This window comes from Pseudarthrobacter woesei, assembly GCF_055412745.1.
In genome coordinates this window covers 12859-26638 of the sequence record NZ_JBVAYU010000012.1, presented here as the reverse complement: position 1 = coordinate 26638, position 13780 = coordinate 12859, and the positions used below count along the sequence as shown (strand labels likewise).

12 protein-coding genes are annotated in these 13780 nt (G+C 59.9%); 10 read left to right on the top strand and 2 right to left on the bottom strand.

Annotated elements, in window-relative coordinates:
* Positions 1-6: 6 nt before the first annotated feature.
* Both ACZYZE_RS15490 and ACZYZE_RS15485 read right to left on the bottom strand, forming a co-directional pair.
* On the bottom strand, positions 7-1770 hold the full coding sequence (locus ACZYZE_RS15490) for a hydantoinase B/oxoprolinase family protein (protein WP_463908659.1): 1764 nt from the start codon (positions 1768-1770) through the stop codon (positions 7-9).
* Positions 1754-2938 (bottom strand): M24 family metallopeptidase, encoded by a 1185-nt coding sequence (locus ACZYZE_RS15485; protein ID WP_463908657.1) that lies wholly within the window; start codon positions 2936-2938, stop codon positions 1754-1756. The genes ACZYZE_RS15490 and ACZYZE_RS15485 overlap by 17 nt, the downstream gene beginning before the upstream one ends.
* A gap of 243 nt (positions 2939-3181) precedes the next feature.
* Between ACZYZE_RS15485 and ACZYZE_RS15480 the strand changes: the two genes are divergently transcribed.
* The 10 genes from ACZYZE_RS15480 (at position 3182) to ACZYZE_RS15435 (ending at position 13767) form a co-directional block, all read left to right on the top strand.
* Positions 3182-3970 (top strand): IclR family transcriptional regulator, encoded by a 789-nt coding sequence (locus ACZYZE_RS15480; RefSeq protein ID WP_463908655.1) that lies wholly within the window; start codon positions 3182-3184, stop codon positions 3968-3970.
* 191 nt (positions 3971-4161) lie between these two features.
* A complete protein-coding gene (locus ACZYZE_RS15475) occupies positions 4162-5487 on the top strand; it encodes an aromatic ring-hydroxylating oxygenase subunit alpha (protein ID WP_463908653.1) in 1326 nt (441 codons plus the stop codon).
* Positions 5484-6080 (top strand): aromatic-ring-hydroxylating dioxygenase subunit beta, encoded by a 597-nt coding sequence (locus tag ACZYZE_RS15470; RefSeq protein ID WP_463908651.1) that lies wholly within the window; start codon positions 5484-5486, stop codon positions 6078-6080. The genes ACZYZE_RS15475 and ACZYZE_RS15470 overlap by 4 nt, the downstream gene beginning before the upstream one ends.
* A 299-nt stretch (positions 6081-6379) precedes the next feature.
* The gene (locus ACZYZE_RS15465) at positions 6380-7084 is read left to right on the top strand and encodes a type 1 glutamine amidotransferase (RefSeq protein ID WP_463908649.1); all 705 of its coding nucleotides are present in this window, start codon (positions 6380-6382) and stop codon (positions 7082-7084) included.
* A 70-nt stretch (positions 7085-7154) separates the two neighbouring features.
* Complete coding sequence (locus ACZYZE_RS15460) at positions 7155-8648, top strand: glutamine synthetase family protein (protein ID WP_463908647.1); 1494 nt, start codon at positions 7155-7157, stop codon at positions 8646-8648.
* A gap of 84 nt (positions 8649-8732) precedes the next feature.
* Entirely contained in the window at positions 8733-9053 is a 321-nt protein-coding gene (locus tag ACZYZE_RS15455) for a 2Fe-2S iron-sulfur cluster-binding protein (protein ID WP_463908645.1), read from the top strand.
* A gap of 7 nt (positions 9054-9060) precedes the next feature.
* Positions 9061-10350, top strand: a complete 1290-nt coding sequence (locus ACZYZE_RS15450; protein ID WP_463908643.1) for an NAD(P)/FAD-dependent oxidoreductase — start codon at positions 9061-9063, stop codon at positions 10348-10350.
* A 2-nt stretch (positions 10351-10352) separates the two neighbouring features.
* Positions 10353-11213: a catechol 1,2-dioxygenase gene (catA, locus tag ACZYZE_RS15445; protein ID WP_463908642.1), complete on the top strand. Its 861-nt coding sequence runs from the start codon at positions 10353-10355 to the stop codon at positions 11211-11213.
* 212 nt (positions 11214-11425) lie between these two features.
* Positions 11426-12316 carry a LysR family transcriptional regulator gene (locus tag ACZYZE_RS15440; RefSeq protein ID WP_463908640.1) on the top strand — a complete coding sequence of 297 codons (891 nt, stop codon included), beginning with the start codon at positions 11426-11428 and terminating at the stop codon, positions 12314-12316.
* A gap of 416 nt (positions 12317-12732) precedes the next feature.
* On the top strand, positions 12733-13767 hold the full coding sequence (locus ACZYZE_RS15435) for a sugar ABC transporter substrate-binding protein (protein WP_463908638.1): 1035 nt from the start codon (positions 12733-12735) through the stop codon (positions 13765-13767).
* The last annotated feature ends 13 nt before the right edge of the window (positions 13768-13780 follow it).

Here is a 13780-nt window from a genome sequence, read left to right as displayed (position 1 = left end):
TTCCAACTAAGCTTCTGCGCGGAGCGCTGTGGTCTGTGCGGTGTCGACGGCGGTCCCGTCGGCGGTGAGAACAACGCCGTATTCCGAGCGGGCCTTCTCTGGGGACACGATGCCGTCCCGGACTTCAGCCAGGACTTTCTCGGCCGGCCGGTTGAATGGGTCGCCGTATCCGGCGCCACCTCCGAGAAGCGACTCGATGCGGGTTCCCGAGGGTAGTGCGATGATTTCTTTGGACCCCCACATATGGGAAGTGCCGTCGGGGAAGGTGACGGTCATGTCGTTGAGTCCGGAGTCCTTGCCGCCGAAGAGACCTCGCGCCGGAACCGCCCCCTCGGAGCGGACGTTGTCACCGAGGGTCACGCCGTGCTGGTTCTCCCCGTAGCTGATCCACGCGGAACGTGTCCCCATGCCGCCACGGAATTCGCCGGCGCCGGCTGAATCTGGCAGATATTCGTGGTACTCCAGAAAGTGCGGGGAGGTCAGTTCAAACATCTCCGGGTCAGGGGCTCGCATCTGCCCCGCAGTGCCTGTGAAACCTAGTGCGTCCCAGCCGTCGGTGCCCTGGACGCCGCCGGGGCCGGTCCGCTGAAATACGGTGAGCGTACCGAATTCCTCGTTTGTGCGGGGGTCCACGCCATTAGTAGACGTGCACATGTACTTGTTCCATCCGGCTGAAACGCGATCCGGGAGAATGCCGGCTAGCGCCGTCATGATGCACTCAACGACTTCGTCGGCCATCTGGTTGCCGAAGACTGTGGCCGCTGGGAAACGCGGATTCAGTATCGAGCCTTCCCGGAAGACCGTTTTGATGGGTTCGAAGAGCCCCTGGTTGGTGGGGATGTTGATGTCCCCGCTGGCCAAGAGCATCAGAAACGCGATGCGCACGGCGCCTTTGGCCGAGGCCGGGGGCATATTGGTGATTCCGGGTGCCTGATCGTCGCTGTCGGAGAAGTCAAACGTTATTTCGTCGCCCTTGATCTCGATGTTGCAGGCAACCTTGTAGCGCTTGGTGGTGTCGAAGCCGTCGGATACCATCCAGCTTTCACCGTAATAGTGCCCGTCCACCCAACGGCTTACCTCGGCCCGCACCTGGCGGGCGGAACTCTCGAGGATGTAGTTCATGTGGTTTTCGTACACCGGCAGCGTGTATCTTTCGATCAGTTCGACCAGCCGTCGGCCGCCGATGGTGCAGCAGCCGATCATGGATTTGACGTCTTCCATGACGAAGTCGAAGCGGATGTTGGCCGAAATGAAGTCCCAGACGTCCTTGCGGAAGACGCCTTTCTCCGCCACCTTCACTGGGGGGATGCGCAGGGCCTCCTGCCAGATGTCCCGGGCGTTAGGGTCGTAGCCGCCGGCCGTCATCCCCCCGATATCGGCCATGTGGCCCTTGGCCGCAGTCCATCCGACCAGCTGTCCGTGGGAGAAAGTCGGCATGAAGATGCCGGTGTCCGCGTTTTGATTGCCACCATGGTAGACATCGTTGTGGATGATGACATCGCCTTCATGGATGTCGTCTCCGTAGTAGTTGATGATGTATTCAAGTGCCGGATGGGCACCGAAGGCGATGATGGCCGCGAACTCGGCTTGGGCCAGGGTGTTTCCGTCTTTGTCGAAGACCACGGTCACCAGGTCGCCGATTTCGTTGAAGATCGGTGATCGGGAGGAGCGCATGAGCATGGTCGCCATTTCCTTGGCGATCGCGTCTACCCGGCGCTGGAGAACGGACGCGGTGATCGCGTCGATGGTGTTCTCAGTATTCGTTGACATTTACTTCACCTTTCGAAATTCGATACAAGCCTGTCGGGTGCTCTGAGAGTTTGCGGCTCCCGGAATCGTCGATAACAAAGGAATCGGCCATGTAGCCCGTGGCCTGCGCGGCGTCGTCCCGCACCATTGGGTGAACGGCCAACACGTAGCCGGCCCGAATCATGGTGTCATCGGACTGGGTGCCGTCTTCAACGACGTCCAGGCCGATCCACGGATGTTCCAGCACGTCGAGGCCGAGTGAATGCCCTGACCAGTAGGAGGAGCTGGCACCTTCGGATTCAATCGCATCCAGCACGGAACGCTGGACATGTGAGGGGGAGGCGCCCGGTTTCATTTCCCGGGAGGCTGCGGCCAGGCCCTTGGTTACGGCCCGGGCCATTCGTTCTGTGTCATCCGCGGGCGGGGCAAAGGTGACCATCCGGGACAGCTCGGTCCAGTAGCCCTTTGGGCCGACGATTTCAAAGGAAAAGGTGTGGACGTCGTGGGCGTTCAGTACGCGGTCCCGTGGCGGGCCGAACGTGGCATTGGCCTTGTCACCGTCGGTCTCTGTATACATAGTTAGAAACAGCGGGTCTTCGCCGCCGAGCTGGTGTCCCACTTTGTACATCTCAGCGCCGATTTCCCGTTCGGTTGTTCCGGGACGGGCAATTTCCAGCAGCCGGCTGAAGCACTGGTCGAGTATGTAGGCGGATTCTTCGGCGCCCTGGATTTCCGCAGCGCTTTTGACGGCCCGGATCAATTCAAACTGGGCAGAGTAGTCGATAAATTCCACATGGGGGTAGGAGGTGGTCAGAGCAAGGTACTCATCGACCTTCATGACCTGGCCCAGCCCGATAATGCCGACTCGGGAGAACTTCTTTCGACGCTTCAGGGCATCCACCAGGCCATTAGCAATGGTTCCGGGGCACCGGTAGTCGCTGACCCATCCTGAAGCCGGTTTGCGGGCTCCGATGAGGTTTCCGGACAGGACGACGACCGGCTCCTCGTCCTTGAACATGACTGCGTTGCCGGAACGGTGCAGAAGGTTGTAGTCGGCGACGTACCGCAGCGATCCTTTGTGGCCGCGGTAGTCATTGGCCGAAAAGATGAGGGCGTCGACTCCGTCTTCTTGCATCGATTTGTTGAGCAGATCCCATCTGCGGTTCCGCTCTGATAGTGAGTTGGGCATTTGTCCACCTTTCGCATTCGGTGAGGAATGCCGTTGAATCACGCATTGAGGAGATGGAGCTGGCAGAGTCGGCTCTTGTAGACGTGCAAGCGACTGACGGAGCCTTCCTTGGCGCTACATGCTGACCGGGGCCGGGGCCACTCGTTGGCTGAGCCGGAGTCCCGAGGTCAGTCGCGGGGTCTGTTGAGATTGACTGTACAAGCGCATTTCCCGTAGGACAATAAATCGTGGCAGTATTTTCCTATGCGAAATGATGATCAGACTCCCCCACTAGATTCCGTACACAGGGCACTGCAGCTGATCCTGGCGCTGAGGGCTGGCCGAGCCCTCGCAGTGAAGGATGCCGCCGAGTTGTTGGGGGTGGTCCCCTCGACCGCATACCGCCTGTTGGCGGCGCTTTGTTACGACGGTTTCGCCATCCAGGACCGCGATCGCCGTTATCGCGCTGGCCCGGAGCTGGCTGGCCACCACGAGGGCAGTTACTCACCGGGCCAGTTGCGCATGGTCCTCCGGCCGGCCATAGAAGAGCTCAACAGGATACTCAACGAGACCATCCAGGTGTGGGTTCTGAAAGGTGCCCGGGTGAGCTACGTCGACGGGCTGGAAAGCACCCAGCCGCTCAGCGTACGAACTGGTGTCTGGGATCTGGTGCCTGCCTACTCGTCGGCAGGAGGGAAAGCTCTGCTCGCGGAGCTGGGACGCCCGGAGCTGGAGTCCATCCATGCCGAAGGTCTTATACCGTGGCGGTCAGCCAGGATCACGACCCTGCAGTCCCTCAAGCGCCATCTGGTCACGGTGCGTCAGGACGGCTACGCATTGAACATGGAGGAGGCGGCCCAAGGCATAGCGGGCATCGCCGCCTGCGCCAAGGATCCGGCCGGCTATCCGGTGGCCGCGATCTCCGTGGCCATCCCCAGCATCCGATTCAATCGGAAGAGGATTCCGGAATACGCCAAGGCCCTGCATGCGGCCGTGAATGTCGCCGAAATGGAGCTCGCCAAACCTCGGGAAATGTTCACCGACGCCCCGTAGCACACCGCTTCCTATCCAACGGCGGGGATTCGGGGTTTACACCCTCCTTCTGGCAGGAGAAACCCCCCAGCCACTCATTCTCCTCAGGGAAATCGCGGACGAGACTGTAGACGGACCTAAAACCGGGGCTTTACGCTCGGTGCAACCCATCTGCCAACCAGATTTCTGGATCACATTGAGGAGGCATTCTGATGGTCGTTTCCCCCGAAATCTCACGCCACACGGCTGAGGTATCACCAGGCGAACCGTGGGACGCTTATGTCCGCGAGGATCGGGTCCACCGGACCCTATATACCGATGAGCGCGTTTTTAGTGAAGAGATGGTCAAGGTATTTGGCCATACCTGGGTGTACTTGGCCCATGAATCGCAGCTACCGGAGCCCAATTCATTTGTGTCAACCAAACTGGGCTTGCGGCCGATTATCGTGACCCGGGACCGTCAAGGAGACCTGCACGCCGTCTTCAACCGCTGCGCACACCGTGCGGCGACGGTGTGCCGTGAGGAATCAGGCGTCGCCAAGAGCTTTCAGTGTCCTTACCATGGTTGGACCTTCAAGAACACCGGCGAACTTGTCGGTGCGCCCTGGCCCCAGGGGTACGGTGAGAATTTTGACAAGTCCGAATTCGGACTCGGCAAGGTCACCAGGGTCCAGTCATACCGCGGGTTTATCTTTGGCACGCTTAGCGACTCGGCACCGTCGCTGGACGAGTACCTGGGCGAAGCCAGGCCGTGGCTGGACTACTGGATCGACCGGGCCCCCGAAGGCGAAGTGATCGTGCGAAGCGCCGCTCATCGGATGGGCTACCGCGGCAACTGGAAGCTTGCCTTCGACAATGCTGGCGACGGCTACCATCCTTCGTTTTCCCATCGTTCGCTGTTGGAGATGGCGTCGCGCATGGGCGACAGCAAAGACATGTCCTACTTCGGCAAGACTCCCGACGACGGCCCCATGAAGGTCTACTCCCTGGGCAACGGTCACAGCGTGATCGACCAGCGGCCAAACTTTGAAGGTCCGGGTAGCATCTGGGCCAATCAGCGTCCCCAGCCCGGGCGGGAAAAGTTCGAGGAGCTGATCCGCAGCAAATACCCAGAGGACGCCGACCGGCTTCTGGGCGTCAGCGCCGGCGCACAGATCAATTTGAGTATCTTCCCGAACCTTCTACTCATCGGCAACCAGGTCCAGGTGATCGAACCGTTAGGCGTTGACCGGACGCAGCTGACCTGGAACGCAACATCGATCGGCGGCGTCCCCGAGGAAGTCAACACGATGCGCATGCGAACCCAGGAAGACTTCCCGGCCTTCGGCGAACCTGATGATCAGGCCAATTTCGAAGAAGTCCAGCGTGGACTTGCCGTCTCAGAAGAGGAATGGATCCTCATGAACCGCGGCCTGAACGTGGATGGCTGGCAAACGATTGACGAAAGCGGTGTCATCGCCACTGCAGTGACCGATGAAATTCACATGCGCAGTTACTACGAAGAATGGTTGCGCCTGATGAACGGGGAAGCCAAATGAGCCAGGGAATCAAGGACTACTCCGACACTTCGAGCTGGTCCTACCATGTGGACGAATCGTTTTACGCTGATCTCGACAGCTTCAGGGAGGTGCTCAACGCCGACTGGCCCGTGGCCTCAGTCGAGACCGCCCGGCGGGGCGAAGGCTACCTGGCCCAGGAGGCGCGTCTCATCGACGAAGGCCGGTTTAACGACTGGCTGGAGCTGTTCAGCACGGATTGCCTTTACTGGGTCCCCATCACTCCGGGCGGGGGTAACCCCCGCCTTGAAGTCTCACATGCCTTTGACGATTGCCGCCGGCTCACCGATCGGGTGTACTGGCTCCGCACGGGACTTGCCTTCAGCCAAATACCGCAGTCCCGAACTCGCCGACTCATCAGCAACGTGGAAGTTCTGGACCAGCCCTCCAAAGGGCTGCGATTCATCCGTTCCAACTTCATCGTCAACGAGTTCCGCGCAGGGGTCTCCAAGAGTTACAGCGGATGGTACGGGCATGTACTGACGGCCCATGACGACGGCTGGCGGATCCGGCTCAAACAGGCCAACCTGCTGGACTCCGAACACATTCACGAGAACCTCACTCTCGTCTTCTAAGACCGGGCGAAGAAAATGACTGTACACGACGAACAATCCGCCGAACTGAATCGGCTGCGACGGGAAAACATAATGTTGCAGCAGAGGCTATGCCGTCTGGAACGCGAAGCCGCAACCATGCACCCGGTGGTAGCCGAGGTTAAGCGGATGAGAATCTGGGATTTCACGCCATACGGGGTCAAACCGGACGATTCATGGCTGGCACTGGACCGGGTCAGCGCCACCGACCTGATGCGCGCCCTGGCCGGAACAGATCACTGGAGACCTTGGCAGACCCGGCTAGAACCACGACCTCAGCCATGAGCAAGTTCGGCCGGGAGGTCCTCGTCATCACGCACTTTGACGGCGCGGACCTGTCCTGGATAAACCTTCTCATCCGCGAGCAGGGCATGGAACCGGTGCTGGTCCGGCCGTTTGCCGGCGAGTTGCTGCCGGAGCCGGGAAACACGGCTGCGGTAATCTGCCTGGGCGGCCCGCAGAGCGCCTATGAAGACACGGATCATCCGTTCCTCATCGACGAAGAGAAGTTCCTGCAGCGCGCGGTGCGGGAGCACGTTCCCGTGCTGGCCATCTGCCTGGGCTCACAGATCCTGGCCAAGGCCCTCGGGGGGCGGGCGATCCCCGGCATCCAAGGACTGGAATGCGGATTCATCAATATCCTGCCCTCCCCGGAGTACATGGGTACAGAACCGGCCGGGCTTCAAGGCCGGTTCTTCTCCTTCCACACGGACACCTTCATCCCCCCGGCAGAAGCGGAACTGCTGGCCATTTCGGACAAATACCCCCAGGCCTGGCGCGTCGGGTCCGCACTGGCTATCCAGTTCCATCCGGAAATCTCCCCAGCAGGAGTCCGGCGATTACTTTCCATCGAGGAAATGAAATTACGGAACTACGGTGTCGATGTCGACGGCCTCATGGCCGAGGCAGAGTCAGCGCATGACAGTGCCTGGGCTGAGGCCCAGCGGGTCGTCGGCGGCTGGCTCACCGACTCCAACAGTTTTTAGCGCACTCCACCACGACCAACCGGCAACGCAACAGCGTTTCATCACCTGTGCCCTCTTTTAAGGAACCGCCATGACCAGTAGCAGTAAGTTCGTCCACAAATACTCCCTCTACAGCGAGGAACAGCTGGAGGCCGCAGAACGCAGCCGACAGGCACTGGATACCCAGGGCATCGAGATCGTCCGGCTCGTCTGGCCGGATCAGCATGGCCTGCTCCGGGGAAAGTCCTTGACCAAGGACGCCTACTTGGCCGCGCTGGAGTCCGGCATCGACATCACCATGGCACCGTTCTTCTTTGACACCGCCAACGCGATCGTCATGAATCCGTTCTCCGCTGACGGTGGATTCGCGATTGAAGGTCTGGGTGGAAGCCCGAACGTGAAGATGGTTCCGGATCCCGGCACGTTCAATGTTCTACCGTGGGTTGAAGAAACCGCGGTCGTTATTTGTGATCTGTATATGTCCAACGGCGAACTGTTCCCCTTCGCCCCGCGCTCAATCCTGAAACAGACGCTCAAGAAGATGGCCGACAACGGTTACCAGCTGATCGCCGGCATCGAAATGGAATGGTACCTGACCAAGATCGTCGACGATATGCTCCAGAACGGATCCCTCGGCGCACCGGGGTCACCGGCTGATCCGCCGAAAGTGGCACCCGTCGCCCGAGGCTACAACTACCTGCTCACCGATCATCTGGACGAAATCGATCACATCCTGCGGCCGATTCGTAAAGCGCTCGTGTCCATGGGCTTGCCGTTGCGTTCCATTGATGACGAATGGGCACCCAGCCAGGTGGAGACGACGTTCGATATCCTGGAAGCCCTGGCCGCCGCCGACGCCGCGGTACTGTTCCGAATGACGGTCAAGCAGATCGCCAAGCGCCACGGCCACGTCGCCTCTTTCATGTGCACGCCGGCCATCGATGGGTTCTACGCCAGCGGGTGGCACCTGCACACCTCCGTCGTCGATCTGGCGACAGGCGAAAACCTCATGGTGCCGTTCCTTGACGAGCCGTTGTCCGCTCTTGGCCAAAACTACGTCGGCGGCACCTTGGAGCACGGCATTGCCGCTTCCGTATTCACCACGCCAACCATCAACGGTTACCGTCGTCGACGGCCGTATTCACTGGCACCCGACCGGCTGACCTGGGGCCAGGACAATCGTGCCGCCATGATGCGCGTGATCTCCGCCCCCGGTGATCCCTCCTCGCACGTAGAGAACCGCGTAGGAGATTCCGCAGCCAACCCGTACCTCTACATGGCCGCCCAGGCAGCCGCGGGTCTGGACGGAATCCTGAACAAGACCGAACCGGGCCCGCTCAGCGAAGACCCCTACAGCCAGGACGTTGCGCAACTGCCGACGACACTTGCGGAGGCAATCGATGCCTTGGATGCCGATACTTTCTACCGCAAGGCATTCGGTGACGCCTTCATCGACTACCTCGTCACCATCAAGCGGAGCGAAGTGTCCCGTCACGGCGCCTGGGTCGCCGAGAACCCCAACTCCGACGCGTACGTCAACGGCGTGACGGACTGGGAACACCGCGAATACTTCGAGTTGTACTAATCCGTTCCACTAGTGCAACCGTGTGCCGGCACCGCACCGTTACGGACGGTGCCGGCACACCCCGGACAAAGAGGTAGAAACCACATGCCCAAGATCATTCTCCGTTCCCCGGACGGAAGAAAACACATCGTCGATGCCCGAAACGGAGCGTCCGTCATGGAAACCGCAGTGAAACATGGAGTGCAGGGCATCGTCGCAGAGTGCGGCGGGGCGCTGTCCTGTGCCACCTGCCACGTCTACATCGCCGAAGCATTTGTCGGGATCACCGGACCAGCAGACGATTTTGAAGACGAAATGCTCGACGACGCAGCCGCCGAACGTAAACCCAACAGCCGGCTCTCCTGCCAGATCCGAATGACCGACGAACTCGACGGTCTTGAAATCGAAATCGCTCCAGAACAGTGAGAAATCCATGACCAATCACAACCCGGGTACCCTCACTGCCGGCATACTCATCCTCGGTGCCGGCGAAGCCGGACTGCAGCTCGCGGTATCTCTCCGGCAGAAGGGCTACACCGATCCCGTGACGCTCATTGGCGCGGAAGACCAACCGCCGTACCAGCGCCCCCCACTATCGAAAGCGTTCTTGAGTGCAGACATGGACGAGGACAACCTTGCCCTGCGCACCGAAGACTTCTACGCAGAGAACGGGATCCAGGTACTGACCGGAACCCGCATCACTGACATCACTCTGGACGAGGAAGGGCCAGGCGGTGTGGCCGCCACCGCAAACCAAGGCGCCCTACCCTTCACCAGACTCGCCCTCACCACCGGATCCAGGCCTCGCAAACTGAACCTGCCGGGTACAGACTTGGACGGAATCTGCTACCTGCGCGACATCCCTGACGCCCGGAACTTGCGCACCCGGCTGGCCAAAGCCAGCCGCGTCGTGGTCATCGGCGGCGGATTCATCGGGCTGGAGGCCGCCGCGGTGGCCCGTCAAAGAGGTCTCCATGTCACCGTCATTGAGACCTTCGACCGGCTACTTCAGAGGGTCGCCGCCCCTCCAATCTCAGATTTTTTCAGGGCCGCGCACCAAAAGCGGGGCATTGAAATCATCCTCGGATCCGGTGTCACAGCGCTGCGTGGCATGAACAAGAGGATCACCGGCGTTGAACTATCCAACGGCACGATCGTCCCGGCAGACCTCGTCATCGTCGGCATTGGCGTCGAACCCCGCACTGAACTCGCCGAGAAACTCGGATTGGATTGCGACCGCGGAATCATCGTCGACAACTACGCCCGCACCAGCAACCCCGCCATTGTCGCTGCCGGCGACTGCACGGTCCAGCCCCACCCCTTATACCCCGCCGAAAACGTCCGCTTGGAGTCCGTTCAAAACGCCGTGGACCAAGCCAAAGTAGCAGCCTCGTCGCTGCTAAACGAGCCACATCCCACACCGGCTGTTCCTTGGTTCTGGTCTGACCAGGGAGACCTGAAACTGCAGATCGCCGGGCTTTCCACCGGATACGACGACTACCTGGTCCGGGGAGAACCGGAAACCGAACATTTCTCCGTCCTCTACTACCGCGACGGACGGCTGATCGCCGCAGACGCTGTGAACAGTCCCCATGACTTCATGGCCGCCAAACGAGCCTTGTCAACGGGAGCGACAATCGACCGCTCCCGAGCCAATAACCCGGAACTCCCCCTTAAAAGCCTAATCGGGGAACTGACCACAACAGAGAGCTTGAGGAGATAGCAATGTCACACGAAGTCACCGAATTTGAAGCCAAGGCCGCTGAGTCCGGGGAAAAAGCCACCGAACGCTATTTCGAGAACCACAGGACAAACCTTGAAGCGCCCAAGGAAAGGGTCAGCCAGCTGGCGACAGAGGTCCTGACCGCTGTCCATGACGTGATCCGCCGGCGAAAGGTCACCTACGACGAATACCAGGCAGTGAAGGGCTGGCTGATCCAGGTCGGTGCAGACGGCGAATGGCCTCTGTTCATGGACGTCTGGGTCGAACACGTGGTTGAGGAGGTCGCCACTGAGCACCGCGAAGGTTCCAAGGGATCCATCGAGGGGCCCTACTACGTACCCGGTTCCCCGCTGCTGGGGGCCGAATGCACCCTGCCGATGCGCGAGGACGAACCCGGAACCCCGTTGCTCTTTCAGGGACAAGTTACCGACATCACCGGCAACGCACTGCCCGGCGCCAAGATCGAACTCTGGCATGCCGATGACTACGGGTTCTACTCGCAGTATGCACCCGGACTGCCGGAATGGAACCTGCGCGGAACCATCATCACCGATGAGAACGGCAATTTCGAGATCAACACCATTCAGCCGGCACCATACCAAATTCCGACTGACGGCGCCTGCGGCAGGCTGATTGAAGCTGCCGGCTGGCATGCCTGGCGTCCGGCCCACCTGCATCTCAAAGTTTCCGCAGATGGCCACGAGCTGCTCACCGCGCAGCTCTACTTTCAGGGCGACGAACATCTGGACGATGACATCGCCACAGCGGTGAAGCCCGAGCTGATCCTTGCCCCCCGCCCTAAGGCAGCCGGAACCGGAAACCAGGTCTCCTACAACTTCACCCTGGACCCCGTCCACGCCTAAGCGACGCTGCCCGCCACGTCGCTGCACAGTGCCCCTTCGACGTCCTCGAGGGGCACTGTGCCACCACATGGCACGGGCGAAGATCCTGGATATTCGTGAAGTGGATTCCCTCTAACGGCCGGGATCGCACCCGAAAGAGATCCGATCAACATCTCGCTGGCCGGGCCAGCTTGTTGGACGAATCCACGACCTCGAATGAGTGGACACTATCCATGGAGATCAGGCATCTGAAATACTTCCTGGTCCTGGCCGAGGAACTGCACTTCAACCGTGCAGCGGAGAGGCTTCACATTGCACAGCCGGCCCTCAGCCAACAGGTCCGTCAACTGGAACATGAACTTCAAGTAGCGCTCTTCATCAGGACTACACGGAAGGTCGAATTGACGGCCGCCGGGGCAGCACTCAGAAAGCGCGCACTTGAGATTCTGACGAACGTGGACTCCGTAAAGGATCTCGTAACACGGGTATCCACAGGTGAGACCGGAAGGCTCACCTTGGGGTTCACCGGCTCGGCGACATACGATCTTCTTCCCCTTATCGCCCGTGCGGTCAGAGAAAAGATGAGCGGGGTTTCGCTTGTGCTGCGCGGAGAAATGGCAACAGCAAGTCAAATCGAAGCACTGAGGTCCAATGCAATTGACATTGGGTTCCTGCGCCCCCCCGTACCCGACGACTTTGAACAAAGGATGGTGAGGACCGACTACTTGTCGCTCCTCGTACCCGCCTCCCACCCGCTGGCAGGCGAAGCGTCCATCGACCTGGCAGACATGGCCAACGAGTCGTTCATTGAATACAGTCCCGGCGCCGACCCTGCCACTTTCACCATCGTTTCAGGCGCATACCAGCAGGCCGGGTTCGAGGCAAATGTCCATCAGGAGGTCGACGCGACCTCGGTAATGGTGAGTTTAGTCGCCGCCGGCCTGGGAATGGCGCTCGTACCAAATTCCGTGAGCCATGTACAGGTCGAAGGTGCCGTGATTCGGCCGCTGAGGAGTCCAACCATCGCCATGTCGCTTGTGGCCGCGTGGAAGGTAGGAAACGATCTACCCGCGATCCCACGATTCCTTGAAATTCTGGAACATGAATTCCCGATCGGCAGATAGAGCCGCAAATAGTGTCTGTCGACATGGTCCGGGGTCATCAATAGCATTCCGGGCTGCGGTCCATCGCGGGATAGCTCGTGGACTCAGGACTAGGCAAATTGATTGATAGGTCCAGCTTATCAATTCCGGATGAAGAGATACCTTTAACCCCTTGTTGGGAGCTCCTCCCGCTGATGTACTTGTAATGAGTCCATTCCGCAAAATTCCTCAAAATAGAGCTGCAATTGGCCTATTCGTAGAATGTGTTCTCCGTAATTCATCTTTTGTCACAGTGCTTCCCTCGAAGCTCTCCTTCAATAACCGCCCAGGGGCCCGGCAGAGTACCTTCCTGAATGGAGCTAGCCTTTTACTTCGGCTCATGGAGTCCCAAATGGCGTTTCCGAAATCATAGATTCAACCTACTAAGGACGAACCACATGTTCCGTAACAGAAGATTCCTGGCCGTAGCATCTCTTGCTGCGACTCTCTCCTTCGCGCTGTCGGCTTGCGGTGGGATTTCGAACGCCGGAAACGCCGGCGGACAGCATGTCTTCACCGTGGGAATGACGCTGCCGACGGCCCAGAATTCGACCATTCAGGGCATCGCCGACGGCCTCCGGGCCGAGCTCGAACAGCACGGAGGGAAACTCATTACGGCTGACAGCCAGTTGAGCATTGACAAGCAGATCGGCGATATCGACCAGTTCATCACGCAGAAGGTCGACGCGATCATGGTGTTTCCGTTGGACTTTCCGACGCTTAAGAGCGTGTTGGGCCGGGCGGACAAGGCCGGCATCCCGCTGTTTGCCCATGACGCACTGATGGAGGACGCCGGCGCCGAGGCGCTGGCCCCGATCCGGGCCGAAGTAGTGACCGGGCGGAAGCAGCAGGCGCAGGAGGCCGCCAAGTTCATCGCGGACAAGACGGATGGGGCCGGTGAAGTTGGAGCGATCGGCATCGCGGCCCCGGTGACCACTAACATCTACCTGCTGGACCAGTTCAAGCAGCAGCTGGAGACGCGCGATGGCCTGACATTCGCTGGTCAGAAGGGAAACCCCACCGACGACGCAGCAGGAGCACGGCCTTTGGCTGAAGCCTTCCTGACCCAGTACCCGGCCCTTTCGGCCATCTACACGTACAACGACCCCAGTGCCATCGGTGCTGCAGCCGCGGCCAAGGCAGCGGCCAAGTCCAAGAAGATTGTCGTGACGGGCTTTAACGCCAGTCAGGACGGACTCGATGCCCTGAAGAACGGCACCATCGATGCCACCTGGGATTACAAGCCAGTAGAGGTGGGCCAAACCCTGGGCCGGCTGATCGTTACATCAGTCATGGAAAAGAAGCCGATCGGGCACTTCTACCAGATGGATGTCGCCATGGTTACGCCGGAGAATGTTGGCTCATTCGTGCCCTGGTCCGACCGGGTCAAACAGATCACCGGAGGAAAGTACCTTGGCCTGCCCGTCAAGTAGCTTCCACCGTACC